Raw genomic sequence first — 26,247 nt, forward strand, 5'->3', positions numbered from 1 at the left:
CGCCTCGCCATGTCGGCAAGAATTCAGAACAACAGGAGAGACCGATGCCCACCAAGACAATGGAAGACCTTTTCCTCGACGGCCTCAAGGACATCTACTATGCCGAGCGCAAGATCATTGCCGGCCTCAAGAAGATGATCCGCGGCGCCGAGGGGCAGGACCTGAAGGCCGCATTCGACAAGCACCTGCAGGAAACCGAGAGCCAGGTTGAGCGGCTCGTGCAGGTGTTTGAGCTTCTCGGCAAGCCGGCGCGCGGCAAGACCTGCCCGGCCATCGATGGCATTCTCGAAGAAGGCCAGGAAATCCTCGAGGAATTCAAGGGTTCGCCCGCGCTCGATGCAGGCCTTCTCGCCGCTGCCCAAGCCGTCGAGCACTACGAAATCGCCCGCTACGGCACCTTGAAGTCCTGGGCCATGCAGCTTGGCAAGAACGATGTCGCCAAGCTGCTTGACCAGACGCTCGCCGAGGAAACCAAGACCGACCAGGCGCTGACGCAGCTTGCAGAGGCCAAGGTCAACCGCGAAGGCAAGACCAAGGCGGCATGACGCGGAACGGGCGGAGAAGCGGCTCTCCGCCCGACCCTCTCCGCGGGGGAAGACGCCCGGTCCGATGCGAAGCAACGGGAGTGGAGATGTACGGTGAGTGGCGACATATCTGCGTGGATATGCAGCGCATGTTCGCTGAAGACACGCCTTGGAAAGTCGCCTGGATGGAGCGGGTCTCGTCAGAAGTCCTGGAAGTCGTGGGCCGCCATCCCGAGCGCACGATCTTCTCCCGGTTTCTACCACCCGCCCGCGCTACCGATGCCACGGGCATGTGGCGTAACTACTACGAAAAGTGGTGGATGATGACGGCCGAGCATCTGCCGGGCGAGATGTACGGCCTCCTCCCGGAACTCGCCGCATTTACGCCGCCCGCAATCCTCTTCGACAAGCGAACCTATTCGCCCTGGATCGACGGACGGCTACACGCCTATCTAAAAGGACACGACGTGGAGACGCTGGTCATCACCGGTGGCGAGACCGATGTCTGCGTTCTCGCCACGGCACTCGGTGCCATCGATCTCGGCTATCGCGCGATTATCCTGGCGGATGCCGTCTGCAGTGGCACGGACGAGACGCATGACGCGTCCTTGAAACTGCTCGAAAGCCGCTTTACAGCACAGTTGGAAGTGATGTTGACCGAGGCGTTCCTGTCGTCGGTTGCCGCCTAGCCGCCTGCCGAGAGGCTGTCAGCGTTCAGTGAATAGACGAAGGGCTCGCAGATACTTCTGACCATCCTCGCCGATCGTCTGCACTTGCGAAAGATTGTCCTCAAGATCTGCCAGCTTCACGGGCTTTGCGACAGAGTTCGAAGCAGCCCGGCGGACAAATGCCTCCCACTCCTCATCCTCTCGCCGCGTCATCGCATCCACCGCGCTGATGACGTCGGGCGGGAAACCCTCCTCCCGCAGCCGATCCAGCGTCCAACCTTTACCCTTCTCGACCACATCATGCAGATACGCGACGACTTTTCCGGTGTCATCGGTGACGGAGGAGGCGACGCGGCGGCAGTGCTCGAAATAGGATCGTCCGGTCTTGTCGGCTTGGCCTTCATGCGCCGACTGGGCGACCTGAATTGCGTGATCGAGGTGGTTCACGGGCTCAAGGTCCTTCGGTCCTTTTGCTTTTCTTGCGAGGCGGGTCATCTCCGGTCGAGATTTCCACTTCCGGTGTCTCAGTCGTGGCCGCGTCTCCGCTGGCCCCCTTCTTCGAAGCCTCGAACTCCGCTTCCGCCATTGACCAGTGGCGCAGATCCTCACCGGCCGGAGATCCTTCCTCTTCCCAGATCCAGTAGGCACGCCGGCGGATTTGTTCATGTCGATCGGTATCGGTCATCGATTTTCTCCTCCTTTTGTCTTCCCCTCACATATCGCCATTGGGCGACTAGCCTTGCTCCACTCCTAGTGCGACGACCAGAATGCATGACAATAGGGTTGGCCTGCGCGATTCAAATGCCCGGAGCGGCAAGGGTTCGATTCCGTACGAACGGAAAAGCCGCCCGGCCTTTATGAGGGTCGAGCGGCTGCGTTAAGAATGCTTGGTCTGTCGCGCCGCCTCAACTGGGCGGCGGAGGGCGGTTTTCAAGGTTTTCAGGATCTCGCGCGCTTTCCTCTGTGTCGGCTCCAGGCTCGGCATCCACCTCTTCCTGGGCTTGAATCCAGTGATCAAGCGCTACCCCGTCTTCGGAGCCTTCGCGTTGCCAGATTTCATAGGCGCGGGCGCGGATCTTTTCCTCACGGTCGTTGGTCATCGGGAACCTCCTGCTGATCGTGAAAACCAAACCGGCGGCGCGTGCGTATGTTCCAAACGGCGTTCAGCGAACCTAAGCTAGGCGCTCATTCGCGGTGGTGATGAAGGGCCGGACCGATTCCACGCTGGCGGGAGACCTTGAACGGGCAGGTCGGCCTCCAGGCACGCGGCGACGAACGCTTCGCGCGCAATTGCGACAGGCGTCATGCGATAGAGCGCAGCGCGGCATTTCTCCCGCGCGCGTTTGTAACGCTCGCCATGACGCAGAGGCCATTCATTTTCGAGAAAATCGACGGTGTCATGAACGCTCTCGAACGAGCGCGTCACCCCATTGGGAAAGGACACCTGAAGGGGAACAGAGAAGTAGATATCAGCCAGCATCGCAATCCTCCTTTCAATGACAATTCTGGCGCTACCAATTTGGTTTTCATTGCCCTGTTTTCAAGAGCGGCCGGCAACCATCAGGTCGAGTTCCCCATACAACGATATGCAAGGCCGGAAACCGGCATCTCGGGCGTCGCGCTTGGCCAAACGCGCGCCGCTTGGCACGCTCCGGAACAATAAAGGATGCCTCTCGTTAGCGAACAGTTCACGCAATAAAAAGGCAGAAGATATGGACACTCCGCGCGCTCAATCGGGCCTCCCCACCTCTTCGCTCATCCTCGATATCAATGGCATCGCTCAGACCGTGGATGCCCATCCCTGGACAACCCTGCTCGACCTGTTGCGCAACGAGCTTGAGTTGACCGGCACCAAGAAAGGCTGCGACCACGGGCAGTGCGGCGCCTGTACGGTGCTGATTGATGGTGAGCGGATGAATTCCTGTCTCAAGCTCGCCGTCACGCTCGACGGTGCAGAGATTACCACGATCGAGGGTCTCGGCACACTTCGCGACATGCACCCTTTGCAAAGGGCCTTCGTCAAGCACGATGCCTTTCAGTGCGGATATTGCACACCCGGTCAAATCTGTTCGGCCGTCGGCCTGATCAACGAAGGCCATGCGCAAAGTCGCGACGAGATCCGCGAACTGATGAGCGGCAACCTCTGTCGTTGCGGTGCCTACACGAACATTGCAGATGCCATTGAGGAGGTGCTCTCCGCCCAGGCTGGAACGCCCCAACGGGAGGCCGCCGAATGAAACCCTTTTCCTACACACGCGCCGAATCCGTCGGCGATGCGGTCGCTGCGCTGATGGCCAATCCGCAGGCACAGTTGCTGGCTGGCGGAACCAATCTCATCGATCTGATCAAATACGATGTCGCTGAGCCAGAGGCCGTGGTCGATATCAATCGTCTGCCGTTGAAGGAGATCGTGGAATTGCCCGACGGCGGCCTGCGGATCGGGGCGCTGGTCAGCAATTCGGCTGTCGCCTACGATCCGCGCGTCGAGCAACACTTTCCGCTCTTGTCGAGCGCCATCCTCGCCGGCGCCTCGCCGCAACTGCGCAATGCAGCGACGACCGGCGGCAATCTGCTCCAGCGTACACGCTGCTATTATTTCTATGACCCGGCATCGCCCTGCAACAAGCGCGAACCGGGCAGCGGCTGTCCGGCCATCGGCGGCCTTAACCGCATTCACGCGATCTTCGGCGCAAGTGACGCCTGCATTGCCGTGCATCCTTCCGACATGTGCGTGGCGCTGGCAGCGCTGGACGCGACGGTGGAGGTCGAGGGGCCGGATGGCGCGCGCGAGATCGGCTTCGCCGATTTCCATCGCCTGCCCGGCGACGCGCCGGACCGGGACAACACGCTCCGCCGTGGCGAGATCGTCACCGGCGTCCGACTCGAAGCCAACCATTTCGCCGGGCATCACACCTATCTGAAGCTGCGCGACCGCCTTTCCTACGCCTTCGCGCTCGTTTCCGTCGCCGCGGCCGTGCAGGTCGCTGACGGGCGTTTCGTCGAACTGCGTGTCGCGCTCGGCGGGGTTGCTCACAAGCCTTGGCGCGATTCACTGGCCGAGGCGGAATTTGCCGGCGCGCCAGCCGGAGAAGAGACCTTCGTCCGCCTCGCCGATCGCTTGCTGGCGGGAGCGGAAGGCCGGGGCCATAACGACTTCAAGATCCCTCTCGCCCACCGCGCCATCGTGCGCGCGCTGCGGCAGGCCGTGAGCGGCCATCCGCAGGATCAAACGGTTAAAGCGATCCAGTAGGAGGCCAACATGCTCAATCAATCCAAAACCGTCGGCCTGCCGGTCTCGCGCATCGACGGCCCGCTGAAGGTGACGGGCCAGGCACGATATGCGGCGGAACATTTCGGGCCGGGCATGCTCTACGGGCATGTGGTGCCTGCGACCATCGCCACTGGCCGCATTCGCACCATCCATACGGCAGCAGCCGAACATTTCCCGGGCGTCGTCAAGATCTACACGCACGAGAACCGGCCCAAAACGGCCTACCGGGACAGCAAGTGGAAGGATGCGGTCGCGCTACCCGGTCATCCGTTCCGCCCGCTCGAAAACGACCGCGTCCTCTTCGACGGCCAGCCGGTTGCCTTCGTCGTCGCTGAAAGCCCGGAAGCGGCACGCGACGCCGCCGGGCTGATCCAGGTCGAATACCTCTCGGAGGAGCCGCACACCGACATTGTCGCGCAGCGTCACGAAAGCTACGAACCGCCCGTCCCGCGCATGAAGCAGTTCATGCCGCCACCTCCAAGAGGCGATGCTCAAGCGGCATTCACCGCCGCCGCCCACAAGGTCTCCGCTGACTATGTTCTTTCCGGGGAGCACCACAACCCGATGGAACTCTTCGCCTCTACCGTTCTCCTCGACACGAACGGCGCGCTGACCATCCACGACAAGACGCAGGGCTCGCAGAATAGCCGCGACTACATCTGCGGCGTCTTCGGTCTCGACCCGGAAAAAGTGGTCGTGAAGAACAGTTTCGTCGGCGGCGCCTTCGGCCAGGCGCTGCGACCCAAGCACCAGCTGTTCTTCGCTGTCATGGCAAGTCTCGATCTGAACCGGTCGATGAAGGTGGAGATGACGCGACAGGACATGTTCTACCTGACATGGCGACCGTCCTGCATTCAGACCGTCTCGCTCGCGGCCAACGCTGAAGGGCATCTGCAGGCGGTCATGCACCATGCTGTTCATGCCACATCGCGCCATGAGGACTATCAGGAGAACGTAGCGAACTGGTCCGGCCTCGCTTACAAGTGCGAGAACGTCAAGATATCGTACGAGATCGCCAAGCTCGATCTCGCGACGCCGGGCGACATGCGCGCGCCGGGAGCGGCCACAGGCGTCACCGCATTGGAAGCGGCCATGGACGAGCTGGCCTATGCGGTTGGCATCGATCCTTTGGAACTGCGCATCCGCAATTTCATCCACCGCGACCAGAACCAGGACAAGGCGATCACATCCAAGGCTCTTCACGCCTGCTATCGCGAAGGCGCGGCGCGGTTCGGCTGGGCCGAGCGCTCTGCCGCGCCGCGCTCCATGCGCGAGGGCGACGATCTCGTCGGCTGGGGCATGGCAGGCGGCATCTGGGAGGCGATGATGTCGAAGGGTGAGGCGAAGGTCCGACTGTCGGTCGACGGCAGCGTAACTGTAAGCGCTGCCGCTTCCGATATCGGCACCGGCACCTATACGATCCTCGGCCAGCTCGCGGCGGAAGCTTTCGACTGTCCGATCGACGCCGTGAGGGTCGAGATCGGCGCATCCGATCTTCCCAAGACCGGCGTCGAGGGCGGCTCCTGGACGGCCGCGACCACAGGATCGGCTGTGCAGGCCGCCGCGAAAGCGGTCATCAAGACCCTTCTCACGCACGCTCAGTCGATGGAGAATTCGCCGCTTAAGGAGGCGAAAGAGCAGCAGGTCGAAATTGCCGAAGGCCGCCTCGTCCTGGAAAGCAATCACCAGATCGGCGTTTCAACGGCTGACATCCTGCAGGCGGCGGGGCTCGAGGCGATCGAGGAACATGCCAAGGTCGGCCCGGATATGCTGACCATGATGCGATATGCCTCCTACACCCATTCGGCGGTCTTCGTCGAAGTGAAGGTGGACGAGGAACTTGGCATCGTGCGGGTCACCCGCGTCGTCAGCGCCATCGGCGCCGGACGCATCCTCAATCCAAAGACCGCCCGCAGCCAAATTCTCGGCGGCATCGTTATGGGGATAGGCATGGCGCTTCACGAGGAGGGCATGATCGACCATCGCACCGGCCGGATCATGAACCACAATCTCGCCGAATATCATGTGGCCGCCCATGCGGATATCCGCGACATCGAGGTGATATTCGTGGAGGAGGACGACGACATGGCAAGCCCGATCGGCGTCAAGGGCCTCGGTGAAATCGGCATCGTCGGCGTTGCCGCGGCCGTGTCGAACGCGGTTTTCCACGCCACAGGGAAACGCATCCGTACCCTGCCGATCACTGTAGACAAGATTCTCCAAAGCGAGGCCGTTCAATGACCGAGCGCCTTGCCATCACCCCGCTCCGATATCGTCCCGACGTGGAGCAGATCGAACCCGATGAACCGCAAATCGCTCGCGACCTTGCCGAGACCATGCTGTCTATCGCGCAGAAGACCTATGCCGATAGCGGCCACGCAATGCGATGCGTCCACGCCAAGAGCCACGGCCTGCTTGCGGCGCGTCTGGAGGTGCTCGCCGATCTGCCACCGGAACTTACTCAGGGCATTTTCAGCAAATCACAGTCTTACGCCTGCGTCATCCGGCTTTCGACGACGCCCGGTGATCTGCTGCACGATAGCGTCTCGACGCCGCGCGGTATGGCTTTGAAGGTTCTTGATGTCGAGGGTGCCCGGCTGCCTGGCTCCGAGGGATCATCCAACCAGGACTTCGTGCTGGCCAACGGCAAGGAGTTCGACTCACCAAGCGGAGAGGCGTTTCTGAAGAATCTCAGGATGCTCGCTTTGACCACCGATCGGATTGAAGGCCTGAAGGAGCTTATCTCGAAGGTGTTCAGGGGCATGGAATCCGTCGTCGAGGCTGTTGGTGGCCAGAGCGCGATGCTGAAATCGCTCGGAGGAAATCCGCCAACCCATATCCTTGGCGAGAGCTTTTTTTCGCAAGTGCCCATTCGGTACGGCGACTATGTTGCGAAGGTCGGCGTCGTACCCGCCTCGGACAATCTCCGGGCTCTCGCAAATGCACGGCTCGATATCGGCAAGGACTCAAACGCCATACGCCATGAAGTCGAGCACTTCTTCGCCGAGGAGACCGCAATCTGGCATCTACAGATCCAGCTTTGTACCGATCTTGATGCGATGCCCGTCGATGGCATCTCTCCCTGGGATGAGAAGACCAGCCCATTCATCACAATCGCCCGGATCATCGTGGATCCCCAACAGGCGTGGAACGAAGAGCGCTCCAACACGGTCGATGACGGCATGCGGTTCGATCCATGGAATGGTGTCGAGGCCCACCAGCCGCTCGGCTCAATCATGCGGCTGCGCAAGCTGGCCTATGAGAAGTCGGCGGCATTCCGCTCTCAGCGCAATGCGACGCCGGTTACGGAGCCGTTGTCCTCTCCATTCACGCCACGTGAGCCGGAATTGGAGGCAATTTTGCCTACAGAGAAGCGCGTTCCGGCTAACCGGAACGTTCTCTCGCCTGACTGATATCACAGCAGCCAAGAAGGGCGTTGGAAACGGGGAAGCCAAACGTTTTAGCATCCCCGCTCCCTCGGTGATCCATGCGCCGCGACTAGTCGAGCAGTTCGTCTGGCACCTTCCCCCCGTCATCTGCCAAGGCCTTCATGAGCGCCTTATGAATCCAGATATTCATTCCGGCGGAATCATTCTTGTCTCCCGTAAAGCCCAACTCATCGGCCGGTTCCTTGCGCGCCGAAAGGCTCGAATCCAGCTCAAGCGCCTTCATCATGTCGACAATCGAACGGCGCCAGTCGAGCTTCTGTCCATTGCTTCTGACAGCAGCGTCCATGACCGCTGCAACATCCACCTGTCCCGCGGATGTCGCCATCACCGGAGCGGAATGCGCGCCCGTAAGTGTCGCGGTGACTTCATCGGGGGTTGCTGGGTCAGCCATTCTCTCCGATCTGTCCCCCTTATCGGTCGTTGCAGGGGCTGTCGTGTCAGCGGTTACCGTGCTGGCGCCGGAGGTTACCGGTGTGTCCCCTTGGTTTTCTGCTAACCGAAGAGTTTTTCCTTGATACGGCTAAAAATGCCCATAGACGGCTCCGTTGTGTTTGCGAAATGTGAGATTCGAGCGCGGCTTAGAGGTTTAATATTCTCCTCGAAGCTCAAAGACTCTCGCCGGGATCGCCCGTCGTGCAATCTCCTATTCCTGATCGACTGGCGTTCCGCTTTTGGCGTCGATATTGATTTCCACTTTTGCCTTGTCGGTCGTGCGATATTCGATCTCATAGTATCCACGGTCGTTCCACGACATCTCGATGAGGCGCTGGAAGTCCGGGCGCCGCTCCACTTCCCCCAGTATCTCCGAGGGTTTTTTGCCCTCCTCAGCCCGTTGTTTTGCGTCCTGGGCCTCCGCGGACGCAAAAGAGATAACAAGAGCGCCGACAGCGATAGCGATTTGAGTTTTCATGTTGCTCTCCGTCACAATGATCGAAACGCTAAACGGCGCGGCGGGTCACAGGTTCCAACGGAAGAGCTGCCGGTTAGGCCGAGCAATCGAAGGGCCAACCTTACACAAAGCTCGCCAACCCGGTGTGGTAGGCGATTTGCGGCGCCCGTCCGATATTGATCACCATCCGCCTCCGACCCCAGCCCGGAATCGTGAGAAACCAAGAGGTGGCGCCTATTGCCAGGCGGGGCCATGGAACTTCCCTCGGCACCACCGTCTTTCCGTTCCATCGTATCAAAGGAGCGGACCATGAAACGGATTGCAATCGCGGTTCTGGCGAGCGGCCTTGCGCTTATGCAAGCGGATAAGGCGGTAGCCAGCGAAGAACAGTTTCTATCGTCGCTTGAGGGAAAGTATGAAGGAAAGGGACAGGTAAGGCTGCGTACCAATCGAGGCCCAATCACTGTGACGTGCTCCTTTCGATCCACAGCAACCGAAACCACACTTTCATTGAGTGGGAAATGCCAGGCCAGGGAGATAAACGGCGACCGCAGCGCCAACTTGTCGGTTGCTAAATCAGGTTCCCGAGGCCTGACGTTGACGACAACCGACAGGATCCTGCAACGGGCAAGGCAGTTGTCACGAGTAAAATCGTACTGAACCGCGTTTAGGTTTTCAGGCACATTGTACGGAATCCGCGCGGAAGGTATGAGCGGCGTTTCGTCGCCAATCGTACGATCCCGGTGGCGAAAACCGAGACGCGGGACCCCCCATTGCGGAATAGGTTTGAGAAGCCGAGAAAACCTTCTACAATGACGTCGTGCCTAATTGAAATGCGGGGACGAAGAAGGGGGGCAGATCGTAGGCAGAGCGTATTTCCGTTTCGACTCGACGGCAGGAAATCCCTCCCGCTCGTTGGGTCGCTAGTTGCTCCGGCAGTTCTCCTGCCGGCCGGAACTTGCCTGATCGAGCCGTTTGAGCAGATCGTCGAGCCTCGAATCGGCAGTTTGCTCGACGCGATACATCGACTGTAGACGGTTGCGCATGTTCAGGTTTCCATAGCATGCAAGACGCGCGCGTCGTTGGCTTTCCTTTTGATGTTTGACTTGATGCAAAACAGTCTCCGATGAACACTCTCCGGATACTGAGAACAATATCGGCACCTGGATTGTTCCGAGCCGACTGTATCAGCCAAGCAGCTCCACACTGCTGTTTAACAATCGACTTCCTTCGGAAGAGAAGCACTTACATTGCAGACGAGCCCGGAAGGAACGAACTCCAACCGCACATCTCCCTGCAGTTCGGACGCCAGCAGGCGCTCGATGAGCTTCGAGCCAAAGCCGCGCCTTGTGGGAACAATAACCTCCGGCCCTCCTTCCTCCCGCCATTGTAGCGTGAAGCGCGAGGCGTCCGCGCTTTTGCCCCAGCCGATCGAAACGACACCTCCGGCGCGCGAGAGCGCGCCATATTTCGCGGCATTGGTCGCAAGTTCGTGGAAAGCGAGCGTCAAGGCCGTTACCGCGTGCGCGCCGACGTTGATTGCAGGTCCTTCGATACGGAAGCGATCCGGAGAATATGGCAGCAAGGCTGTGTCAATCACCGTTCGCAGATCTGCCTCTTCCCAATTGCCGTTCGTTAGCACGTCATGAGCACGAGCAAGAGACGCTAGCCGCTCTTCAAACGTTCTGACGGCTTCACGCTCGTCGTCTCCATTGACGAATGTCTGGCGGGCGATAGCGGTAACTGTCGCAAGGACGTTCTTGATACGGTGTTTGAGTTCACCCATGGCCATCGCCTGAAAGCGCTCGAACTGCTTCTTCGCAGTGATGTCGCGCGCAATCTTGGACGCCCCGATGATCTCGCCGCTCGCGTCGTAGATGGGAGAAACCGTTAGAGAGACATCGAGCAGGGTACCGTCCCGCCGGCGACGTCGAGTTTCATAAGGAGGCACATGTTCACCAAGGCCGACCCGCCGAAACAAGTCGTACTCTTCATCGCTACGGTCGTCCGGTATGAGCATCAGAACGGACTGCCCGATCGCTTCCTCGGCCGTATAGCCATAAAGACGTTGTGCACCATTGTTCCAGCTCGCGATCGTCATGCCAAGGTCAGCGCTGAGGATCGCGTCATCACTCGAGGCAATGATCGCTGCGAGCTGTCGCTCGGTTTCCTGAGCGCGCCTCAATTCTGTCGTCTCGTTGACGATGCAGAACACGCCGGCGACGGGACCATCCTCGCTGTGCACGGGGGAGTAGGAGATATCGAAATAGACGGTTTCCGGGCCTCGGCCGCGCTCTATGTAAAAGGGCCTGTCCTTGGCGGAAATCGTTTCGCCTGTCTCCAGCACGCGGGTCAGAAGCGGCCCAAGGTCGCCCCAAAGCTCAGCCCAGTGCTCCTGCGCAGGCCTGCCGAGCGCGTGAGGGTGTTTGTCGCCGATTGTCGGTGCATAGGTGTCGTTGTAGATGGCCACAAACTGCGGCCCCCAGAAGAGGACGATCTGTACCTTCGCTCCTAGCAAGATGTCGACGGAGGAGCGCAGACATTGGGGCCAGTCGGAAATGGGACCAAGGCTGGTTCCTGCCCAGTCGAACGATCCGACCAAACGTGCCATCTCGCCGGGGTGGCGAGCAAACCCCGAACTCGACACAAAACCCTCATTATTCATGTGGATAGTCCCATGCGAGTAGATAATTGCTTGAGCAATTAATACAAGGGCGGGCCGAAAAATCCAAGCATCCTTGGCCGACTATTGCGCGCGACTCTATCGTGAAAATCGCCGCTCTCGCCCAACCCAGCCCACCAGCGAAAGACAAAATAGAGGCGCCGTGTCCATTTTTGAACACGGCGCGTTGTAAGCGGCAATACTCGTTTCACTCGTCGCGTTGGCGGCCACCGAGAGCGGCAGCGGCAGATGCCACGAAGGCACCGATCGGCAACGACAAGGCGCCGAGCAGGGCGACCGTTGCGGCAGACTTACGGGCTGCGTCGGCAGCCTTAAGGGCTGCGTTTTTTGCATCCTCGATCTGCTGCAGTACCTGATCCACCCGTGCGCGAGCTTCTTCCGGAGGGATATTGGCACGGGAAGCCACGATGGTGGCGACATAGGCGCGATCCGCTTCGACGACCTCCCCCTTGGCGGCACCCTGCACCAGGATGCGAGAGACTTCCGCGGCAGCAGCCGTATCGTCAAATTGTGCCCTCGCCGCCCCTTCCTGCGGACGGAGGAGCATGTCCGTAAAGTATCCGGTGGCAGGATCAGGCGCCGCGTCGCTTGCCGCAGCCGTTGCAGCGGCGCCGACGGTTGCGGTCGTCGCGACGGATGATGCCACTTGCACGCCGCCGCCGACCAGCGAAGAGAAAGCCGAGCCGGCCAACCCGGCCACGACGACCGTCGCCAGCGCCCAACTCAAAAACCCGTGCGCGGTATCGCGAAAGAACACTTCATCGGTATGAACACCGGCGCATTTCGTGCGCAGCCGTCCCGTCAGGTAGCCGCCAAGCGCCGAGGAGAGCCATTACACGATGACGAACCAGATCGCCGCCGTCACACTGACGGTTGTGAAAGAGGCGCTTTCACCGCCCCAGGGGGAGACCATGGTGAGCCCCACACCGGAGCCGAGAAGAAGGAGGATAAGGCTGATCGAGCAGGCTGCTGCCGCGCCACCGATAATCGGCCCCCAGGTCAAAGCGGGGACATTGGATTCGACGCCGACGTCGGAGACGCCCGTCGTGTAGTTGGCCATACCCGCCTCCTATCGCATGAACAGGACAAGCAGAATGACGATCGGCAGGGGAATGCCCAGGAGCCAGAGAAGAATACCGCGACCCATTTGAAATCTCCGACATGTCGTGAACGCGACGTGCGCGTGAAAACAACAACCTTTGCAACGATCCGATGTTCCATGCCTTGGCTCCGCCACCGCATTAACCGCCCTTTCCGAGAGTACAGCAGCGAGGAACATTGTCGTGTAAGCGGGGTTTGCCCGGCTGAGACGCTTGCGGAGCTTCAGATGATCAAGGTGCTGAGAGACAACGGGCTGACAATCGTTCTGATCACTGCGACGATGGCAACATTGGCAGGAATGATGATGACGGGGATCTGCGTCTACAACGACGAATTGGCACAACATCATCAGCCTGCCGTATCGCTCGCTGCGTACCTGACGAGCGGGCATTTTCTATCTGCGCTCTTTGAGAACTGGGAAAGCGAATTTCTGCAAATGTCGGCCTATGTCGTGCTGACGGCCTTTCTCTTCCAGCGCGGCTCGGCCGAATCGAAGGATCCGGACGGCGACGCGGAACAGGATAAAGATCCTGCAAGCCATGTCGGCGACCCGGAGGCACCGCTCCCAACCCGGCTTGGGGGCTTGGCGGCCAGCCTTTATGCCTATTCGCTCGGGATCGTACTCTTTATCCTCTTTCTCGTGAGCTTTGTGCTCCACCTTCGGCACAGTGCCGCCGCCGAGGCGATCGAGGCATTGAGCCACGGCGAGCCGGCGCCGACGATCTGGCAACATGCGGGTAGCGCCAGTTTCTGGTTCGAATCCTTCCAGAACTGGCAGTCCGAGTTCCTGTCGACGGCCATTCTCGTCATCCTCTCGATTTTCCTTCGCTTTCGGGGGTCGCCGGAGTCAAAACCTGTTGCGGCGTCCCACTCCAAAACGGGAGGATAGATGGTGTCTGCACACGCTCAAAGGAGAAGCAAGACGTGATAGAGCAGTCAGCGATCATCAAGGCGCTTGGAGTTCAACCCGATTTCAACGCCGCGCATGAAATTGAAAAGCGCATTGCGTTTCTCAAGACCTATCTCGTCGACAGCCGGCAGACGGCCTATGTGCTCGGTATCAGCGGTGGCGTCGATTCCCTCACCGCGGGCCATCTGGCCCAGCGCGCCGTGCGGGAGCTTCGCCACGAGGGGCGGACCGCCACCTTCATTGCGGTCCGCCTTCCCTATGGCGTCCAGGCAGACGAAGATGATGCCACTGCGGCGGTCACCGCCATCGGTCCGGATCGCGTCATGAGGGTGGACATCAAACCGGCAGCCGACAGCCTGATGGCCGCCGTGCTTGCCGGCGGCATCGATCCCCTCCTGCGCCATCATTTCATCCTTGGAAATGTGAAGGCGCGTCAAAGAATGGTGGCGCAGTATGCGATCGCAGGAGCTGCATCCGGCCTCGTCATCGGAACCGACCACGCCGCCGAAGCGCTTATGGGTTTTTACACCAAATTCGGCGACGGCGCCGCCGACGTCCTTCCGCTTGCCGGCCTCAACAAACGGCGTATCCGCGCCGTGGCCGCCGCACTCGGCGCACCGGATCACCTCGTGTGGAAGGTGCCGACGGCTGATCTCGAATCCGATGCACCGCTGCGACCCGACGAGGACGTTTACGGCGTGACCTATGACCAGATCGACGACTTCCTGGAGGGGCGGTCAATCGCGCTGGCGGCGGTGCAGCGAATCCTTTTGGCCTACAATGCGAGCGCCCATAAACGCGCGCTCCCCGTCCCTGCCGGATGATGGAACATCGACGGAGCCGGCGGGTTAGGATCGAAAAGGAGATCCGACATGGCTATCGACAAACCCCGAGACGGTGCGCCCGGTACAACCGATCAATCCCCCCGCTGGGAAGGCCCCGAAGAGACCAGGCCTCGCGGCTACCTTCCGGCAAAGGACGACCCCGACAGCACGCGTGATGCCGTCGGGGAGACGAATACGGACCCGAAGCGCAACCGCCCGTCTGACGCTCTGAAAACGAAGGAACGACCTCATGGCGAATGAGCGCGAAAAGACCGGCGCGTTCGCTCCGTCTCAAGCTGATCGCAAAGCCGATGGTGTGGCCAGCGCAAAACCGACCGTCATCACGGGCTCCGAGGATGCCACGGCAAACCGGACACCCCCCGGCAAGAAGCGGCAAAAGGATTGGGACGTCGGTTTCGACGACGAACAGCCCGACCGGTCATGAGGTGCAATCATGAAAAACAGCCCAAACAATCCCGATAAAACAACTGGCGGCCAGCGCACGCGCCCATCGCAAACATCCGACCGCGAGGTTTCGGATCCCCATCCCGGCAGCGTTTCCGACGGCACTCATCCCGAAGCCAATGAAACCAAGCTTCCGCGAAACGAAGGAGACAGGAAACATGGGACGCCAAACTGAATCGCCGGCCGTACGGTCCCTGCACGAGGAGCAGGCGCGCCAGGCCAGCGCCGATGCGAAGGGCAAACTTCAGAAAGGATTGGAGGACACTTTTCCCGCTTCGGATCCTGTCTCTGCCACGACGACCTCGACCGTTAAGAAGCATGTCGAGCCGAGCATGTCGCCGGACGGCAACCGGCAAGAGCAGAAAAGATAGAGCTCCGACCTCGCTCTGTAAGGGGACAAACCGTTAGTTTGTCAACGGTCTGCGCGCGCCGCACGTCCCCTGTCAGGTGTGTTTCTGCTCGATGCTTTCCAAGCGTGAATCGTCGGTTTTGCCTTGGCTTTTCTCATCTGCCCGCAGCGACGGCAAGCAGAAGCAAGACCCCCGCACCGACGACACGCCTCCACCGTATCATGTGACCACGGTCATACCGCATCCTCATCCGCTCCCGCACGGCGGCGACTTCAGCGCGCAGCGCTGCGAGGTCGTCGAGCACATCCCGATCGCTCGCCGGCCGGATATCTGCCGGATGTCCGGTCTCTTCGATCTCCTGCAGGTATTCGCGCCATTGCGCATCGCTCTCAAAACCATGTTTGCGGATGTCGGTCATTGTTTCCTCTCTCAGATCATGATCTCGCCGCCCGTGACGGGGATCACCGCGCCTGTCATGTAGCTGCCGAGGTCGGAGGCGAGCAGAACAAAAGCTCCCGCCAGTTCGGCCGGCTGGCCGGCGCGACCAATCAAGGTTTGCTTGCCGAATTCCTTCGTCTTCTCGGGCGGCATGGTGGAGGGAATGAGCGGCGTCCAGATCGGCCCCGGCGCGACGGCGTTCACACGGATTCCCTTCTCCGCCACCATTTCGGCGAGCCCCGCGGTGAAGTTTGAAATCGCTCCCTTCGTCGCCGCGTAGGCGAGAAGATGAGGCGACGGCTGGCGCGACTGGATCGATGTCGTATTGATGATGGCACTGCCCGGCTTCATATGCGGGATGGCCGCACGGGACAGAAAGAAGGGCGCATAAATGTTGGTTCGAAACGTCCGGTCCCATTCCTCGGAGGTGATATCGCTAATATCTGCATAGGTCCGCTGGAACGCGGCATTGTTCACCAAGATGTCGAGTTGGCCGAAGTTTTCGAGGCACTGACGCACGAGATGATGGCAGTGATCTTCGCTGGTTATATCCCCGGGGAGCACGAGAGCCTTGCGGCCCGCCTCATCGACCCAGCGGGCGGTCTCATTGGCGTCCTGATCTTCGCTGAGATAGGAAATTGCAATGTCGGCGCCTTCGCGCGCGAAGGCGATGGCGACGGCCCGACCGATGCCCGAATCGGCGCCGGTGATCAGTGCAACCTTCCCCTTCAACCTTTCCGATCCGACATAGGTTTCCTCGCCGTGGTCGGGAACCGGCTTCATCGCGCTCGTCAGGCCGGGTGGAGCTTGCTCCTGCGCGGGTTGCGGCGGAAGGGGGCGGCGCGCATCGTTCTCAGGCATCTCGGTCTCCATCTTCAACGGGCATGCGCTTCGAACTCGCCGCCCCTGGAGATGTTCCCGCATGGAGCGCAAACACCTGAAAACGTAACGCTCGGGCCGGGCAATCCTGATGACGGGAAAAGGTGGAGGCATATGCCTGTGTGCGGGCAGACCCCAGCAAAAATGCTCGGGGTCTGCACCTGTTCGGTCGAACCTAGCAACGGTCGACGTATCTGTTACCGTACTGGTCTCTGTAGTAGCAGCGTCCTGGCTGATCCGCGACATTGCCGATCAACGCGCCGGCGACACCGCCGACCGCTGCGCCAACGGCGGCGCCGCGGACATTGCCGGTCGCAACGCCGCCGACAACCGCGCCTGTCGCGGCGCCAACACCGGCGCCCCGTTCCGTTGCGGTACATGCGGCAAGCGATAACCCGACACAGGCAATAAGCATGAGCTTTTTCATGGTAACCTCCCTATCTCGACCTTGTGAGAACCCGCGGTCACCCCACAAGTTCCCGGCCGTGTCGACCCGGATTGAGGCGAAGGGCAGGCCTGGGTACCTATTGTTCGCTCAGGCCTTTGATATGGTCGAGCAGGGCAACGTCGCCGCGCAGGGGATCGGCAGGCAGGTGCGGCCCATCGACCGTCGCTGCGGTCATTCGCGCATAGGCACGGGCTGCTTGCGGCGAGAAGCCCATGGCGCGAAAGCTCTCCTCCCATTTGTCGCGTGGAATGGTCTCCAGCCGCACAGGGCGGCCGAGCGCCGTCGAGAAGGCGGTCGCGACATCGTCGAACGTGTACCGACGCGGCCCTTCGACATAGCGTATGCCGACGTCGTCAGATTTGGAGAGAAGACGGCTGGCGGCCGCTTTCGCGATGTCGACAGGCGAAACCATCGGCAGACGCATGTCGCCCGGAAAGGGTGTCTGCAGGACGCCTTCCCTCGCGGGTTGCAGCAACATGTCGAGGTTCGTGTAGTAGTAGGCCGCACGGTTTATCGCCGTGGGAACGCCGCTTGCCTCGGCTTGCTGCTCGAAGTCGAACAGGACGGACAGGTCACCGATCCCCTCTCCCGGCTGGGCGCCATAGGTCGAGGCGACAACGATCTTTTCAAGGCCCGAACCGGGCAGGGCGTCCGTGATGGCACGCGCTGTCGCCGTTTCCGTTGCATCCGTATCGCCGCCCGGATCGGCCGGCGGATTGAGGAGAAAGGCGCGGCGGCCTCGACGAAAGAGATCGTGCAACGGCGCGGTCTTCCCCACATCGAGAGCGATCGGCTCGACATTCGCGGTGCGGATGTCGTCGACCTTGCCGGCGTCGTGCACGATCGCAATGATCTTTTCGCCGGCCGCATCGAGCAGGTTCACGAGTTTGGACCCGATATGGCCCGTTGCTCCCAGAACGATGAACATTGTGCGCTCCTGTCGCTTGTGCCGTCTATTGTCCGTCTTCCGACGAAACCGCGGGGGCGATATCGGTCTGGGCGGGCGTTGCAGATCCGTCGGCGGTCGCCGCATCCCCCGGCTTCTCTTCCAGCGGCCCCGTCGATGTCCCGTCATTTGAAACCGATACCGAAACCCTGTCCGTCGAAAGCGGCTGCGCCGTTATGGACCCATCGGCGGCCGCGACGCGCCAAACGGTATTGCCGGCGTCATCGGCGATGAGCAGGGCTCCCGTTCCGTCCATGGCAAGACCGACCGGTCGGCCACGGGCCTCGTCCCCTGCCAGGAAGCCCGTCACAACATCCTGAGCGGCGCGGGATAGGCGCCCGTTGGCGAAGGGGATGAATATGACCTTGTAGCCGTTGAAGGCGTTTCGATTCCAGCTGCCGTGATTGCCGACGAAGGCACCGTCTCGGAACGCCTCCGGCATAGCGGAATCGTTGGCAAAGGCGAGGCCCAGCGCCGCGACATGGCTCGACAGCGCATAGTCCGGCACGATCGCCCGCTCGACCATGTCAGGACGCTGCGGATGAACCCGCGGATCGACATGCTGTCCGTAGTAGCTCCAGGGCCAGCCGTAGAAACCGCCCTCTTTCACCGAGGTGAGATAGTCGGGAACGAGATTGGGACCGAGCTCGTCACGCTCATTGACCACCGTCCAGAGTTCGCCGGTCTGCGGGTGAAAGTTGAGGCCGTTGGGATTGCGCAAACCCGAAGCAAAAACCTTTGCCGCGCCGGTCTGCCGGTCGACCTGCCAGATAGCCGCGCGCCCCTTCTCGGCCTCGATACCCCGTTCTCCGGCGTTGGAATTCGAGCCGATCGACACGAAGAGAAACCGCGCGTCAGGACTGAGAGCGAGATCCTTCGTCCAATGGTGATTGATCGGCCCGCCGGGAAGCGGCGTCAAAATCTTCGGCCTAGCCGTAATTTTTCCGCCGCCGAGTTCGTAGGGATAGGCGAGAATGGCGTCGGCCGCAGCGACGTACAGCGTTCCATCGTGCCATGCGACACCGAAGGGCGAATTCAAATCGGCCAGAATTTCCCTTTGCTCATCCACCGCCCCATCGCGATTTGTATCGCGCAGAAGCGTGATGCGGTTCGTCTCGCCGCCTTCCCCTCCTCCGCCGGCCGCCATCGCCATTATCCAGCCACGGATGATATCCTTGGGCCGGTTCAGCGGTTTTCCCTCCGGCGCTTTCGATTGCACGACCAGAACGTCGCCGTTCGGAAGCGTGTGCACGGTGCGCGGATTGGCGAGATCTTTGGCATAGACGGTGACGGTGAGACCCGCAGGGACGTCCGGTGTCTCTCCCTCCTTCCATCCGACGACCGTCGCCACCTTGAGGTCTGGCCACAGGCTTTGCGACGGTTCGGGAAGTACCGGATCGGGGCCGATCTGGCGCGAGGTGTCGAAATCGTCGTTGCCGCCGCATCCGGCGAGCAGAAGAGCCGCAAGAAGGATTGCGCGTCTAGACATGAGAAGCCTCCTGCCGGCCGAGCCAGGCAGCCAAGACCATGACCATGACCATGACCATGACCAGCACCGTGACGATCGACACCGCCAGTCCATAGGGGACGACAGCCGTCCAACCGTCGGCGGTGTGGATGAAGCTGTTCAACGTCGCCGCCAAAAGCGCGAATACGCCGGCGAGGAGCGCGAGCCATGACGGTCCGTTCTTCCAGATGGCGCGGCCGACCACGGCTATGACGAAGGCGCAAAATCCGAAGACCAGCCCGGCCAACAACAGCCATTCGGAGAAATGAAGCCAGAGCAGGTTCGACGTCTGCCAATAGGCGATGTCCGTCAGAACAGTGAGGGAGAAGCAGGCGACCGGAAACGACGCGAAGAATCCGCAAGCGGCGCGCATCGGCCAGGGGGACATGGGCTTGGTGTGGTCAAGATACATCGGCGCGGTTCCGTTGTGTTTGAACTCTCACCTTACGCGCCAAGCGATGGAATGTTCCGTGTGGGAATCTCTGCTGAAAGCGCGGACGCTTGGCGACACGACCGCCGACGCACCCTTGCCGGCATGCAAATGCGGGCCATATCGCTTCAGGAGACCCCACAGGAGCGAGAGCAATTTTCCGGCGCATCTTTCCGATATTGCTGGTGCCGTTGACCGGCTGTTCCGGCGTTCAATCGGCGCTCGCCCCCGCCGGTGAGGAAGCGGCTGCGATCTATCAGCTTCTTCTCGTCATGGTGATTGGCGGGGTATTGGTGTGGCTTGTAGTCGTCGGCTTGCTTCTTCATGCGGCGCGACGCCGGGAAACCTCGTGGACCGAAGAGCAGGCGGGCCGCCTGATCCTGTTCGGCGGCGTCGCCTTTCCCGTTGTCGTGCTGCTTACGCTTCTCGCCTACGCCGTCTGGCTGATGCCGGTGATCCGGCCGTGGTTCGCGCAGCAGGCGCCACAGCCCGAAATGATCGAGGTGACCGGCGAACAATTCTGGTGGCGCATCCGCTATCCGGCGGTGGACAGCATGCCGGCCTTCGAGACGGCGAACGAACTGCGACTTTCCCTTGGCGAGCGGGTCGCCTTCTCGCTCAAGGCGACCGATGTCATTCATTCGTTCTGGATTCCGGTGCTTGGCGGAAAGATGGACATGATCCCGGGGCGCACGAATACGTCGTCCTTGCTGCCGACGAAGACGGGTGTCTTCCGCGCACCCTGCGCCGAATTCTGCGGCACCTCCCACGCGCTGATGGCCTTTTCCGTCATCGTCATGGAGCCTGCCGATTACTTAGCCTGGCGACGCGCGCAGGCTGCGGGCAACGGAACGCGCGGGAGCGAAGGCGAGCGGCTTTTTGCTTTCCACGGCTGCTCCGGCTGTCACGGCATAAGGGGGATGACACAGGCCCCGAGCCTTGGCCCGGACCTGACCTTCTTCGGCCAGCGCCAGACGGTCGGGGCCGGCACGCTTGCCAATACGGTCGAGAACGTTACGCGCTTCATCCGCAACCCTGATGTCGTCAAGCCTGGCGCGAAAATGCCGGCCTTCGACATGCTTCCCGACTCGGAGATCAACGCCATCGCCGATTACCTCATGGGGCTCAAATGACCGAAACGGCAGAGCTTTCCGTCGAGGAACGCAAGGCGCAGGAGGCAAAGCTCCGCGATGTCTGGCGCACGCCCTCTGGCTGGCGCTACTGGACCTCGGTCAACAATACCGAGATCGGCCTGTGGTATGGCTCGGCCGCATTCCTCTTCATGCTGTTCGCCGGCGTGCTGGCCCTTGTGGTGCGCGTGCAGCTTGCCGTTCCCGACAACGACTTCCTCTCCGCCGACACCTTCAACCAGGCCTTCACCCTGCACGGCACCGTCATGATGTTCCTGTTCGCCGTGCCGATCTTCGAGGCGGTGGCGATCTTCCTCCTGCCTTCGATGCTCGGCGCGCGGGAACTTCCCTTCCCGCGCCTCTCCGCCTTCGGTTTCTGGAGCTTTGCACTCGGCGGCATATTCGTCTGCGGCTCGATCTTCTTCGGCGCGGCGCCCAATACCGGCTGGTTCATGTATCCGCCGCTCGCCACGGACAAGGAGTATTCCGGCATCGGCGCCGATGTCTGGCTGCTCGGGCTGTCCTTCATCGAGGTCGCCTCCATCGCCGCCGCGGTGGAATTGATCGTCGGCATCATGAAGTGCCGCGCACCCGGCATGCGTATCAACATGATGCCGCTTTTCGCCTGGTATCTTCTCATCGTCGCCGGCATGATCCTCTTCGCCTTCCCGCCGCTGATCGCCGGCGACATCCTGTTCGAGATGGAGCGGATGTTCGGCTGGCCCTTCTTCGACGCGGAGCGTGGCGGCGATCCCCTGCTCTGGCAGCATCTGTTCTGGATCTTCGGCCACCCCGAGGTTTATATCATCTTCCTGCCGGCCATCGCGCTCATGGCGATGATCGTGCCGACCTTCTCGCAACGGCCCATCGTCGGCTATTCCTGGATCGTGCTCGCCGCCGTCGGCACCGGGTTCCTGAGCTTCGGCCTCTGGGTACACCACATGTTCACGACGGGCCTGCCGCAGATTTCGCTCGCCTTCTTCTCGGCCGCCTCCGAGGCCGTGGCGATCCCGACCGGCGTGCAGATCTTCGTCTTCATCGCCACTATGCTCGCCGGCCGCGTCATTTTCTCCGTGCCGATGCTGTTCGGCGCCGGGGGTCTTGCGATCTTCATCATCGGCGGCCTGACGGGCGTTATGGTGGCGGTCGTTCCTTTCGATTGGCAGGCGCACGACACCTATTTCATCGTCGCCCACCTGCACTATGTGCTGATCGGCGGCATGCTCTTCCCTGTCGTCGCCGGCATCTACTATTATTATCCGCTGCTCAACGCGCGAAAACTCTCCGACCGGCTGGGAAAAATCGCCTTCTGGCTGATGTTCTCGGGGTTCAACATTGCCTTCTTTCCGATGCATCTCGCAGGTTTGCGCGGCATGCCGCGACGGGTCTTCACCTATCCCGCCGAGATCGGTTGGGATTGGTTCAACCTTATCTCCACCATCGGCTCCTTCATCTTTGCAGCCGGGGTCGCCATCGTGGTGATCGATGTGCTGAGGCCCAAGCATCGCCAGCCGAAGGGCGAGCAGAATCCTTGGAACGCCGGCACGCTGGAATGGATCAGCGGACCGGAGGAGAAGTGGGGCGTACGCTCCATTCCCATCATCACGAGCCGCTATCCGATCTGGGACCAGCCCGGCCTTATCGAAGGCATCAAAACCGGGCGCTACTACTTGCCCGATACGAAGGACGGCGCGCGCGAAACACTCGTCACCTCCGTCCTCGACGCCGAGCCTATCCAGTGCCTGCGCGTCGGCGGCACCTCGGTCCTGAGCATCATCGCCGCTTTCTCGCTCGGCGGCGTCTTCATCGCGCTCACCTTCCACTGGTGGATCGTCACGATCGTCTGCGCGGTGATGACGCTTGCCGCCATCGTCGCCTGGCTCTGGACCGGCACCGCCGCCATACCCAAGGAGGAGATGCGCGATGTCGGGCTCGGCAGGACGCTGCCGCTCTACACGTCCGGGCCGCAATCGGTCGGCTGGTGGGCCATGTTCATCACCATGGCCGGCGACAGCACGGCCTATGCCAGCCTGATGTTCGGTTATTTCTTCTATTGGACCATCCACGATGACTTCACCGCCGGCCATGCCGGCCCCGGCACGCTCTGGCCGCTCGCCGCAGCCGGCCTCTTCACGCTCGCCTGGCTGGCGATGCTCGCAGCCCGCAAGGCGAACGAAGGCGACCGCGATGCGCGCACGCGCCTCTGGCTTGCCCTCTCCGCCCTCCTGACGTTCGCCGCCGGTTGCGCCGGCCTTGCCGGCCCCTATCTCACGGCGATGGACCCGACCGCGCATGTCTATCCGGCCATCGTCTGGGTTGTCACCCTTTGGACCGTCGTGCATGGCGGCGTCGGCGTGATCATGCAGGCCTATTGCCTGGCGCGCAGCCTTACGGGCCGGATGAGCGCCCGCCACGACATGGACCTGCGCAATGTCGTGCTCTACTGGCATTTCCTCGTCATCACCGCGATCACGACCTTCGGCGTTCTCGGTCTCTTTCCGGGCTTGAGGTAATGCCATGCGTCTGATCCCCAAGGAAATCGAAAGCCTCTGGACGCTCTTCACCGCACCGACGATCTGGGCGCTGCATTTCCTTGCCTGCTACATCACCGCCGCGACCTATTGCGCGAAGGCGAGCGCCGCGTCTTTCTCCTTCGAAACCATGCGCCTTGCGCTCGGCGCCGTCACGCTCTTGGCCCTTGGCGGAATCGTCCTCTCCGCCGTTCTCGCCTGGCGGCAATGGGGTTTCGGCTCCGGCGATCCGCCGCATGACGAACCGACCCGCAGGGATCGCCTGCTCTTCCAGGGCTTCGCGACGCTGCTGCTCTCCGGCCTCAGCTTCGTGGGGGTGGTCTTCCTCGCCGTGCCGCTCATCTTCATCGAGGCCTGCCAGCCATGAAGAGCCTTGCACGCATCCTCGGCCTTCTCCTCCTCCTCGTGCTTTGCGCCGTCCTCGTGGCGAGCTTCGGCGGCGGCTCATTCACCGTCCATATGATCGTCCATATGGGCATCGTCGCGGTTGCCGCGCCGCTCATCGGCTACGGTATGCGCAGCACCCGGCTCGATGCAGCACCGGGCGTGGCGCGGATCACGCCCATGCTCGCATCGTTCTTCGAGCTCGTCGCCGTCTGGTTCTGGCACCTGCCGGCGTTGCGCGCGATCGCCGACGCGAGTCTCACACTTTCCTTTCTCGAGCAGGCAAGTTTCCTTACGGCGGGCATCCTGCTGTGGCGGGTCTGCTTGCGGCCGGGGGAAGGCCGACTTGCCGGCGCGGCCGGGCTGCTGTTCACCTCCATGCACATGACCCTGCTCGGCGTCCTGCTGGCACTCGCCCCGCGTCCCCTCTACGGCGAGGGCGATGTCTCCTGCTTCGGCATTTCGATTTCGGCCGCCGCCGACCAGCAGATCGGCGGGATCGTCATGCTGATGGTCGGCGCCTGCGCCTATCTTCTCGGAGGGATCGTGCTTCTGGCCGGACTGCTGCATGACGGCGAAGCGCTACCCACGGAGAAACCGCGATGCTGATCGGCCGCAAACACATCGTCGGCCTCCTTCTTGCGGGAGTCCTGAGCGCGTTTCTTCTCGCCTGGTCAGGCCTCATCGGCGTCGGCGCGAGCACGGGCCACTGGAAGGCGACCGACTGGTTCCTGCACTGGGTCATGCGGTCATCGGTGCGCACGGCCGCGTTGGGCACGAAGGTACCCGTCTTCACCGAAGGCATGTTGCCGATGGCGGCCGGTCATTTCGAAGCGGGCTGCGCCATCTGTCACGGCTCGCCGGCCATGGCGCGGCCCAAAAGCGTCGGCAGGATGCTTCCGGCACCACCTGACCTGAAAGACAAGATCGCGACCTGGACTGACGCCGAGCTTTTCCAGATCGTGCAGCATGGCATACGGTTCACCGGCATGCCCGCCTGGCCGGCTGCGTATCGCGAGGACGAGGCGTGGGCCATGGTCGCATTCCTGCGCCGCTATCCCGACCTCGATGCGAAGCGATACCGCGACCTGGCCGGCTATGCTACCACGCAATCGACGTCGGCGGACAAGGTGCTTGAGGACTGCAATGGCTGCCACATGCCGGAGCGCCTTGACGCCGAAAGCCTCATTCCGAATCTCTCCGGACAATCGGCGCTCTACCTCGAGCAGGCCCTTGCTGCCTATGGGAACGGAACCCGGCCAAGCGGCACAATGGCCGTGGCAATTCGTGGATTGAGCGAGGCAGAACATCAAACGCTCGCCCGCCACTTCGCGAGCCTGCCACCGGTAGCCCTGCAGTCGACAGTGGAGAGCTCCCTCGCCCGGCTCGGTGAATCGCTCGCTCTGAAGGGGGACGCCGCGCGACGTATCCCCGCCTGTCTCTCCTGTCACGACAAGGCGGATGCAAACCCCGCCTATCCGCATCTCTCCGGCCAGGCTGAAGCCTACCTCGCCAATCAGTTGCGGCTCTTTGTCGGAAAGAGGCGCGGCGGCGGCCCTTTCCGGGCGCTGATGACCCAAGCGGCCGCCAATCTTCAAGACGAGGACATCGCGGCGCTAGCCGCCTATTTCGCTGCGCGCAGCGCGAGTCAGGATCCGGCACAGCCGTAATTCCTGTCGGCCGTCGCCAGTATGACAGCGCGCTCCTGCGGCCTGGAGAATAAGGGAACAATCGGCAGGTAAAGAGGTTGGGCCTTCAACTCCAACCTCGTGAGACGACCATGACTCTGACTGCGCTGGCACTCAATTGCACGCTCAAGACGAAGCGTGCCGAAGACCCGTCCTCCACAGATCGCATGCTGAAGCTGCTCGCCGCCGCAATGGAGCCTCTGGGCGTAACGACAGAATTCCTGCAGCTTGCCGATTACGACATCAAGCCCGGCGTTACCTCGGATGAAGGCAATGGCGACGCGTGGCCCGACATTCGCCGCAGGATTCTCGATGCCGATATCCTCATCATGGGCACGCCGATCTGGATGGGCCAACCTTCCAGCGTCTGCAAGCGGGCGCTGGAACGCATGGACGCCTTTCTGGAGGAAAAGGACGATGAAGGCCGGATGGTTTCGTATGGCCGGGTCGCCGCCGTTGCCGTCGTCGGCAACGAGGATGGTGCGCATCACGTCTCGGCCGAACTCTTTCAAGCACTGAACGATGTCGGCTTCACCATTCCCGCCAACGCAGTGACCTATTGGGTCGGCGAAGCGATGGGCTCGGTCAATTTCGTCGATCTGGAGGAAATCCCCGATGTTGTGCAGGACACGCTCAACCTCGTCGCTCGAAATACCGTACACGCCGCGCGCCTTTTCAAAGCACTGAACCGCGCCGGCTTTGCCGGAGACCCCAACTCGTGAGAAGTAGGGT

31 protein-coding genes and 2 pseudogenes are annotated in these 26,247 nt (G+C 61.5%); 18 read left to right on the plus strand and 15 right to left on the minus strand.

Features of this window, described 5'->3' with window-relative positions; translation table 11 throughout:
* The first annotated feature begins 44 nt into the window (after positions 1 to 44).
* Both ACT6VE_RS16565 and ACT6VE_RS16570 read left to right on the plus strand, forming a co-directional pair.
* Positions 45 to 545 carry a YciE/YciF ferroxidase family protein gene (locus ACT6VE_RS16565; protein WP_444799650.1) on the plus strand — a complete coding sequence of 167 codons (501 nt, stop codon included), beginning with the start codon at positions 45 to 47 and terminating at the stop codon, positions 543 to 545.
* A gap of 86 nt (positions 546 to 631) precedes the next feature.
* A complete protein-coding gene (locus ACT6VE_RS16570; RefSeq protein ID WP_444799651.1) occupies positions 632 to 1,213 on the plus strand; it encodes a cysteine hydrolase family protein in 582 nt (193 codons plus the stop codon).
* 18 nt (positions 1,214 to 1,231) lie between these two features.
* On the opposite strand, the gene ACT6VE_RS16575 is transcribed toward ACT6VE_RS16570, so the two are convergent.
* From ACT6VE_RS16575 to ACT6VE_RS16590, 4 genes are all read right to left on the minus strand, one after another.
* On the minus strand, positions 1,232 to 1,639 hold the full coding sequence (locus tag ACT6VE_RS16575) for an HD domain-containing protein (RefSeq protein ID WP_444799652.1): 408 nt from the start codon (positions 1,637 to 1,639) through the stop codon (positions 1,232 to 1,234).
* Between the two features lie 4 nt (positions 1,640 to 1,643).
* Entirely contained in the window at positions 1,644 to 1,877 is a 234-nt protein-coding gene (locus ACT6VE_RS16580) for a DUF2934 domain-containing protein (RefSeq protein ID WP_444799653.1), read from the minus strand.
* Between the two features lie 220 nt (positions 1,878 to 2,097).
* Positions 2,098 to 2,292, minus strand: coding sequence for a DUF2934 domain-containing protein (locus ACT6VE_RS16585; protein WP_444799654.1), 195 nt, complete (start codon positions 2,290 to 2,292; stop codon positions 2,098 to 2,100).
* Positions 2,293 to 2,369: 77 nt separating this feature from the next.
* On the minus strand, positions 2,370 to 2,672 hold the full coding sequence (locus tag ACT6VE_RS16590) for a DUF982 domain-containing protein (protein WP_444799655.1): 303 nt from the start codon (positions 2,670 to 2,672) through the stop codon (positions 2,370 to 2,372).
* A 232-nt stretch (positions 2,673 to 2,904) separates the two neighbouring features.
* On the opposite strand from ACT6VE_RS16590, the gene ACT6VE_RS16595 reads away from it, so the two are divergent.
* From ACT6VE_RS16595 to ACT6VE_RS16610, 4 genes are read left to right on the plus strand one after another with little or no spacing between them, the layout of a single operon-like run.
* The gene (locus ACT6VE_RS16595) at positions 2,905 to 3,429 is read left to right on the plus strand and encodes a (2Fe-2S)-binding protein (RefSeq protein WP_444799799.1); all 525 of its coding nucleotides are present in this window, start codon (positions 2,905 to 2,907) and stop codon (positions 3,427 to 3,429) included.
* Positions 3,426 to 4,442 carry an FAD binding domain-containing protein gene (locus ACT6VE_RS16600; RefSeq protein WP_444799656.1) on the plus strand — a complete coding sequence of 339 codons (1,017 nt, stop codon included), beginning with the start codon at positions 3,426 to 3,428 and terminating at the stop codon, positions 4,440 to 4,442. Before ACT6VE_RS16595 ends, ACT6VE_RS16600 begins: the two co-directional genes overlap by 4 nt.
* Before the next feature lie 9 nt (positions 4,443 to 4,451).
* Positions 4,452 to 6,704, plus strand: coding sequence for a xanthine dehydrogenase family protein molybdopterin-binding subunit (locus tag ACT6VE_RS16605; protein ID WP_444799657.1), 2,253 nt, complete (start codon positions 4,452 to 4,454; stop codon positions 6,702 to 6,704).
* Positions 6,701 to 7,876 carry a catalase family protein gene (locus tag ACT6VE_RS16610; RefSeq protein WP_444799658.1) on the plus strand — a complete coding sequence of 392 codons (1,176 nt, stop codon included), beginning with the start codon at positions 6,701 to 6,703 and terminating at the stop codon, positions 7,874 to 7,876. Before ACT6VE_RS16605 ends, ACT6VE_RS16610 begins: the two co-directional genes overlap by 4 nt.
* An 85-nt stretch (positions 7,877 to 7,961) precedes the next feature.
* On the opposite strand, the pseudogene ACT6VE_RS16615 reads toward ACT6VE_RS16610, so the two are convergent.
* Both ACT6VE_RS16615 and ACT6VE_RS16620 read right to left on the minus strand, forming a co-directional pair.
* A pseudogene (locus ACT6VE_RS16615) lies at positions 7,962 to 8,446 on the minus strand (DUF3597 domain-containing protein).
* Between the two features lie 109 nt (positions 8,447 to 8,555).
* A complete protein-coding gene (locus tag ACT6VE_RS16620) occupies positions 8,556 to 8,822 on the minus strand; it encodes a PepSY domain-containing protein (RefSeq protein WP_444799659.1) in 267 nt (88 codons plus the stop codon).
* Positions 8,823 to 9,110: 288 nt separating this feature from the next.
* Here ACT6VE_RS16620 and ACT6VE_RS16625 point away from each other — a divergent pair, with 288 nt between their 5' ends.
* On the plus strand, positions 9,111 to 9,461 hold the full coding sequence (locus ACT6VE_RS16625; RefSeq protein WP_444799660.1) for a hypothetical protein: 351 nt from the start codon (positions 9,111 to 9,113) through the stop codon (positions 9,459 to 9,461).
* A 263-nt stretch (positions 9,462 to 9,724) separates the two neighbouring features.
* On the opposite strand, the gene ACT6VE_RS16630 is transcribed toward ACT6VE_RS16625, so the two are convergent.
* The 3 genes and pseudogenes from ACT6VE_RS16630 to ACT6VE_RS16640 all read right to left on the minus strand — a co-directional run bounded on the left by ACT6VE_RS16630 (position 9,725) and on the right by ACT6VE_RS16640 (position 12,544).
* Positions 9,725 to 9,847, minus strand: coding sequence for a hypothetical protein (locus ACT6VE_RS16630; RefSeq protein ID WP_444799661.1), 123 nt, complete (start codon positions 9,845 to 9,847; stop codon positions 9,725 to 9,727).
* A 167-nt stretch (positions 9,848 to 10,014) separates the two neighbouring features.
* Positions 10,015 to 11,466, minus strand: a complete 1,452-nt coding sequence (locus ACT6VE_RS16635) for a sensor histidine kinase (RefSeq protein ID WP_444799662.1) — start codon at positions 11,464 to 11,466, stop codon at positions 10,015 to 10,017.
* 205 nt (positions 11,467 to 11,671) lie between these two features.
* Positions 11,672 to 12,544: pseudogene (locus tag ACT6VE_RS16640) on the minus strand (hypothetical protein).
* 270 nt (positions 12,545 to 12,814) lie between these two features.
* On the opposite strand from ACT6VE_RS16640, the gene ACT6VE_RS16645 reads away from it, so the two are divergent.
* The 5 genes from ACT6VE_RS16645 to ACT6VE_RS16665 are packed head-to-tail and all read left to right on the plus strand — an operon-like array spanning position 12,815 to position 14,959.
* Positions 12,815 to 13,474 (plus strand): DUF6766 family protein, encoded by a 660-nt coding sequence (locus ACT6VE_RS16645; protein ID WP_444799800.1) that lies wholly within the window; start codon positions 12,815 to 12,817, stop codon positions 13,472 to 13,474.
* Between the two features lie 35 nt (positions 13,475 to 13,509).
* Positions 13,510 to 14,319, plus strand: coding sequence for an ammonia-dependent NAD(+) synthetase (gene nadE / locus ACT6VE_RS16650; protein WP_444799663.1), 810 nt, complete (start codon positions 13,510 to 13,512; stop codon positions 14,317 to 14,319).
* Positions 14,320 to 14,367: 48 nt separating this feature from the next.
* Positions 14,368 to 14,580, plus strand: coding sequence for a hypothetical protein (locus ACT6VE_RS16655; protein ID WP_444799664.1), 213 nt, complete (start codon positions 14,368 to 14,370; stop codon positions 14,578 to 14,580).
* Positions 14,570 to 14,764, plus strand: coding sequence for a hypothetical protein (locus ACT6VE_RS16660; protein ID WP_444799665.1), 195 nt, complete (start codon positions 14,570 to 14,572; stop codon positions 14,762 to 14,764). The genes ACT6VE_RS16655 and ACT6VE_RS16660 overlap by 11 nt, the downstream gene beginning before the upstream one ends.
* 9 nt (positions 14,765 to 14,773) lie before the next feature.
* Positions 14,774 to 14,959, plus strand: a complete 186-nt coding sequence (locus tag ACT6VE_RS16665; RefSeq protein WP_444799666.1) for a hypothetical protein — start codon at positions 14,774 to 14,776, stop codon at positions 14,957 to 14,959.
* Positions 14,960 to 15,288: 329 nt separating this feature from the next.
* On the opposite strand, the gene ACT6VE_RS16670 is transcribed toward ACT6VE_RS16665, so the two are convergent.
* The 6 genes from ACT6VE_RS16670 to ACT6VE_RS16695 all read right to left on the minus strand — a co-directional run bounded on the left by ACT6VE_RS16670 (position 15,289) and on the right by ACT6VE_RS16695 (position 19,764).
* A complete protein-coding gene (locus tag ACT6VE_RS16670; protein WP_444799667.1) occupies positions 15,289 to 15,552 on the minus strand; it encodes a hypothetical protein in 264 nt (87 codons plus the stop codon).
* Between the two features lie 11 nt (positions 15,553 to 15,563).
* On the minus strand, positions 15,564 to 16,433 hold the full coding sequence (locus tag ACT6VE_RS16675; protein WP_444799668.1) for an SDR family oxidoreductase: 870 nt from the start codon (positions 16,431 to 16,433) through the stop codon (positions 15,564 to 15,566).
* Positions 16,434 to 16,626: 193 nt separating this feature from the next.
* Positions 16,627 to 16,878 (minus strand): glycine zipper domain-containing protein, encoded by a 252-nt coding sequence (locus tag ACT6VE_RS16680; RefSeq protein ID WP_272790573.1) that lies wholly within the window; start codon positions 16,876 to 16,878, stop codon positions 16,627 to 16,629.
* 97 nt (positions 16,879 to 16,975) lie between these two features.
* Positions 16,976 to 17,827 carry an NmrA family NAD(P)-binding protein gene (locus ACT6VE_RS16685; RefSeq protein ID WP_444799669.1) on the minus strand — a complete coding sequence of 284 codons (852 nt, stop codon included), beginning with the start codon at positions 17,825 to 17,827 and terminating at the stop codon, positions 16,976 to 16,978.
* A 25-nt stretch (positions 17,828 to 17,852) separates the two neighbouring features.
* Positions 17,853 to 19,334 (minus strand): PQQ-dependent sugar dehydrogenase, encoded by a 1,482-nt coding sequence (locus ACT6VE_RS16690; RefSeq protein WP_444799670.1) that lies wholly within the window; start codon positions 19,332 to 19,334, stop codon positions 17,853 to 17,855.
* Positions 19,327 to 19,764, minus strand: a complete 438-nt coding sequence (locus tag ACT6VE_RS16695) for a DUF2231 domain-containing protein (protein ID WP_444799671.1) — start codon at positions 19,762 to 19,764, stop codon at positions 19,327 to 19,329. The genes ACT6VE_RS16690 and ACT6VE_RS16695 overlap by 8 nt, the downstream gene beginning before the upstream one ends.
* A gap of 203 nt (positions 19,765 to 19,967) precedes the next feature.
* On the opposite strand from ACT6VE_RS16695, the gene coxB reads away from it, so the two are divergent.
* From coxB to ACT6VE_RS16725, 6 genes are all read left to right on the plus strand, one after another.
* Positions 19,968 to 20,915: a cytochrome c oxidase subunit II gene (gene coxB / locus ACT6VE_RS16700; protein ID WP_444799672.1), complete on the plus strand. Its 948-nt coding sequence runs from the start codon at positions 19,968 to 19,970 to the stop codon at positions 20,913 to 20,915.
* Positions 20,912 to 23,425, plus strand: coding sequence for a cytochrome c oxidase subunit I (ctaD, locus tag ACT6VE_RS16705; protein WP_444799673.1), 2,514 nt, complete (start codon positions 20,912 to 20,914; stop codon positions 23,423 to 23,425). Before coxB ends, ctaD begins: the two co-directional genes overlap by 4 nt.
* Positions 23,426 to 23,429: 4 nt before the next feature.
* Complete coding sequence (locus ACT6VE_RS16710; RefSeq protein ID WP_444799674.1) at positions 23,430 to 23,810, plus strand: hypothetical protein; 381 nt, start codon at positions 23,430 to 23,432, stop codon at positions 23,808 to 23,810.
* Positions 23,807 to 24,436: a cytochrome c oxidase assembly protein gene (locus ACT6VE_RS16715; protein ID WP_444799675.1), complete on the plus strand. Its 630-nt coding sequence runs from the start codon at positions 23,807 to 23,809 to the stop codon at positions 24,434 to 24,436. The genes ACT6VE_RS16710 and ACT6VE_RS16715 overlap by 4 nt, the downstream gene beginning before the upstream one ends.
* Positions 24,430 to 25,497 carry a c-type cytochrome gene (locus ACT6VE_RS16720; RefSeq protein ID WP_444799676.1) on the plus strand — a complete coding sequence of 356 codons (1,068 nt, stop codon included), beginning with the start codon at positions 24,430 to 24,432 and terminating at the stop codon, positions 25,495 to 25,497. The genes ACT6VE_RS16715 and ACT6VE_RS16720 overlap by 7 nt, the downstream gene beginning before the upstream one ends.
* A gap of 110 nt (positions 25,498 to 25,607) precedes the next feature.
* Positions 25,608 to 26,237, plus strand: a complete 630-nt coding sequence (locus ACT6VE_RS16725; protein WP_444799677.1) for a flavodoxin family protein — start codon at positions 25,608 to 25,610, stop codon at positions 26,235 to 26,237.
* The last annotated feature ends 10 nt before the right edge of the window (positions 26,238 to 26,247 follow it).

It is taken from the genome of Shinella sp. (assembly GCF_052438155.1).
Taxonomy (GTDB): domain Bacteria; phylum Pseudomonadota; class Alphaproteobacteria; order Rhizobiales; family Rhizobiaceae; genus Shinella.

What these genes read in the sequence shown, in the direction of transcription:
- ACT6VE_RS16595 (WP_444799799.1), top strand. Translation starts at nt 2,905, where the DNA reads ATGGACACTCCGCGCGCTCAATCGGGCCTCCCCACCTCTTCGCTCATC.
- ACT6VE_RS16690 (WP_444799670.1), bottom strand. Translation starts at nt 19,334, where the DNA reads ATGTCTAGACGCGCAATCCTTCTTGCGGCTCTTCTGCTCGCCGGATGC.
- ACT6VE_RS16630 (WP_444799661.1), bottom strand. Translation starts at nt 9,847, where the DNA reads ATGCGCAACCGTCTACAGTCGATGTATCGCGTCGAGCAAACTGCCGAT.
- ctaD (WP_444799673.1), top strand. Translation starts at nt 20,912, where the DNA reads ATGACCGAAACGGCAGAGCTTTCCGTCGAGGAACGCAAGGCGCAGGAG.
- ACT6VE_RS16610 (WP_444799658.1), top strand. Translation starts at nt 6,701, where the DNA reads ATGACCGAGCGCCTTGCCATCACCCCGCTCCGATATCGTCCCGACGTG.
- ACT6VE_RS16655 (WP_444799664.1), top strand. Translation starts at nt 14,368, where the DNA reads ATGGCTATCGACAAACCCCGAGACGGTGCGCCCGGTACAACCGATCAA.
- ACT6VE_RS16565 (WP_444799650.1), top strand. Translation starts at nt 45, where the DNA reads ATGCCCACCAAGACAATGGAAGACCTTTTCCTCGACGGCCTCAAGGAC.
- ACT6VE_RS16635 (WP_444799662.1), bottom strand. Translation starts at nt 11,466, where the DNA reads ATGAATAATGAGGGTTTTGTGTCGAGTTCGGGGTTTGCTCGCCACCCC.
- ACT6VE_RS16665 (WP_444799666.1), top strand. Translation starts at nt 14,774, where the DNA reads ATGAAAAACAGCCCAAACAATCCCGATAAAACAACTGGCGGCCAGCGC.
- ACT6VE_RS16580 (WP_444799653.1), bottom strand. Translation starts at nt 1,877, where the DNA reads ATGACCGATACCGATCGACATGAACAAATCCGCCGGCGTGCCTACTGG.
- ACT6VE_RS16660 (WP_444799665.1), top strand. Translation starts at nt 14,570, where the DNA reads ATGGCGAATGAGCGCGAAAAGACCGGCGCGTTCGCTCCGTCTCAAGCT.
- ACT6VE_RS16600 (WP_444799656.1), top strand. Translation starts at nt 3,426, where the DNA reads ATGAAACCCTTTTCCTACACACGCGCCGAATCCGTCGGCGATGCGGTC.
- ACT6VE_RS16605 (WP_444799657.1), top strand. Translation starts at nt 4,452, where the DNA reads ATGCTCAATCAATCCAAAACCGTCGGCCTGCCGGTCTCGCGCATCGAC.
- ACT6VE_RS16710 (WP_444799674.1), top strand. Translation starts at nt 23,430, where the DNA reads ATGCGTCTGATCCCCAAGGAAATCGAAAGCCTCTGGACGCTCTTCACC.
- ACT6VE_RS16695 (WP_444799671.1), bottom strand. Translation starts at nt 19,764, where the DNA reads ATGTATCTTGACCACACCAAGCCCATGTCCCCCTGGCCGATGCGCGCC.
- ACT6VE_RS16675 (WP_444799668.1), bottom strand. Translation starts at nt 16,433, where the DNA reads ATGCCTGAGAACGATGCGCGCCGCCCCCTTCCGCCGCAACCCGCGCAG.
- ACT6VE_RS16680 (WP_272790573.1), bottom strand. Translation starts at nt 16,878, where the DNA reads ATGAAAAAGCTCATGCTTATTGCCTGTGTCGGGTTATCGCTTGCCGCA.
- ACT6VE_RS16625 (WP_444799660.1), top strand. Translation starts at nt 9,111, where the DNA reads ATGAAACGGATTGCAATCGCGGTTCTGGCGAGCGGCCTTGCGCTTATG.
- ACT6VE_RS16590 (WP_444799655.1), bottom strand. Translation starts at nt 2,672, where the DNA reads ATGCTGGCTGATATCTACTTCTCTGTTCCCCTTCAGGTGTCCTTTCCC.
- ACT6VE_RS16585 (WP_444799654.1), bottom strand. Translation starts at nt 2,292, where the DNA reads ATGACCAACGACCGTGAGGAAAAGATCCGCGCCCGCGCCTATGAAATC.
- ACT6VE_RS16715 (WP_444799675.1), top strand. Translation starts at nt 23,807, where the DNA reads ATGAAGAGCCTTGCACGCATCCTCGGCCTTCTCCTCCTCCTCGTGCTT.
- ACT6VE_RS16670 (WP_444799667.1), bottom strand. Translation starts at nt 15,552, where the DNA reads ATGACCGACATCCGCAAACATGGTTTTGAGAGCGATGCGCAATGGCGC.
- ACT6VE_RS16720 (WP_444799676.1), top strand. Translation starts at nt 24,430, where the DNA reads ATGCTGATCGGCCGCAAACACATCGTCGGCCTCCTTCTTGCGGGAGTC.
- ACT6VE_RS16620 (WP_444799659.1), bottom strand. Translation starts at nt 8,822, where the DNA reads ATGAAAACTCAAATCGCTATCGCTGTCGGCGCTCTTGTTATCTCTTTT.
- ACT6VE_RS16725 (WP_444799677.1), top strand. Translation starts at nt 25,608, where the DNA reads ATGACTCTGACTGCGCTGGCACTCAATTGCACGCTCAAGACGAAGCGT.
- ACT6VE_RS16685 (WP_444799669.1), bottom strand. Translation starts at nt 17,827, where the DNA reads ATGTTCATCGTTCTGGGAGCAACGGGCCATATCGGGTCCAAACTCGTG.
- ACT6VE_RS16570 (WP_444799651.1), top strand. Translation starts at nt 632, where the DNA reads ATGTACGGTGAGTGGCGACATATCTGCGTGGATATGCAGCGCATGTTC.